The following is a 1,269-nucleotide window of genomic DNA, read 5'->3' on the forward strand; positions in this document are numbered from 1 at the left end:
CTTAGCGTTGTGTCTTGGACTGGGAGCCTCACAATGGGTCTCAGTCAAGCCGTCCAGGTCAACAAGCCCGTCCTTAGCGTAGGTTCAAGAGACCGAATTGTAGGTGGGGCCGACTTGGGCACTTTCTTCGAGACAGAACAATATCCGAGGCACGAAAAGCCTGTACACAAGGGCCTGCCCAAAGAAAGACACGCTTGACCAGTCCATCACTTCTCAAGGGGGTCAGCATGTACGTTTTGGGCATCGATGTTGGCAAGACCGAGATTTACGTTCGACTGGTAGAGCGGTGCCCCGGTGGGCCACCGAAAACCATTGGCAAGCAAAAATCCTTCGACTACGACGAAAAGGGCCTGGATGAACTCACTGCCTGGCTCTCCTCAATGCTGATTGTTTTTTCCGATGTTCACGCGGTTATGGAGGCCACAGGCGTCTACTGGGAACGCTGCGCTTTTTACCTTCATCGGATGGGTTTTGTCGTGAGCGTGGTGAACCCGGCCCAGATTAAGTACTTTGCTCAAAGCTCACTGAGACGTGGAAAAACCGACTCGATGGACGCAGATATCATTGCCCGTTACGGGGCAACGATGGCCCTGAAACGCTGGGAGCCACCGGTGGCAGAACTGGAAAACCTGAAGCTGCTGGTTCATGAACGGGATGGGCTGGTGAAAGAATTGAGCCAGGCCAAGAACCGCCGTCATGCGCTGAATACCCGTGAGCAGCCCGACAAATTGGTACAGAAACTGACAGAAGACCGCATTGCCTTTTTGAAGGGTCAGGTCGAAGCGGTTGACCAGGCCATGCGTGAACGGGTAGCTGCGAATACGGCACTGAACGAACAGGTCAAGCTGCTGCAAAGTGTGCCAGGCTTTGGTTTTCTGACCTCGTTAAGCATCCTGGTTGAGACAGCAGCGTTCAGCACGATGGAAACCAGCCGTCAGTTGGCTGCTTATGCTGGCGTTTCGCCAGCACCACACCAGTCGGGAGCGATGAATCGACGTGGTCGCATTTCTAAGATAGGAAATCCTCGACTCAGACGGATTGTTTACCTTGCTGCGGTGGCAGCTACGCGTACCAAGACGAAGGAAAAGGCGTTCTACCAGCGCTTGCGGGAACAAGGCAAGCCAGGGAAGGTGGCAGTCACAGCGCTGGCACGCAAATTACTATGCGTGGGCTTTGCGGTGGTCAAGTCAGGGAAGCCCTACGACCCGCTGTATGTGCGGCTTTCCAGCGAGACTTGACGGGCCGGGCAAAAAACAATATCTACAATTT

Annotated in this window: 1 protein-coding gene; it reads left to right on the forward strand. The window is 54.2% G+C overall.

Annotated elements, in window-relative coordinates; genetic code table 11:
* The first annotated feature begins 227 nt into the window (after window positions 1-227).
* Window positions 228-1,238, forward strand: a complete 1,011-nt coding sequence (locus E5Z01_RS19170) for an IS110 family RNA-guided transposase (protein ID WP_135230835.1) — start codon at window positions 228-230, stop codon at window positions 1,236-1,238.
* The last annotated feature ends 31 nt before the right edge of the window (window positions 1,239-1,269 follow it).

This window comes from Deinococcus fonticola, assembly GCF_004634215.1.
GTDB classification, from domain to species: Bacteria; Deinococcota; Deinococci; order Deinococcales; family Deinococcaceae; genus Deinococcus; species Deinococcus fonticola.

Excerpts from the sequence above, each read along its gene's own strand:
- E5Z01_RS19170 (WP_135230835.1), top strand. The coding sequence starts at position 228 with ATGTACGTTTTGGGCATCGATGTTGGCAAGACCGAGATTTACGTTCGA.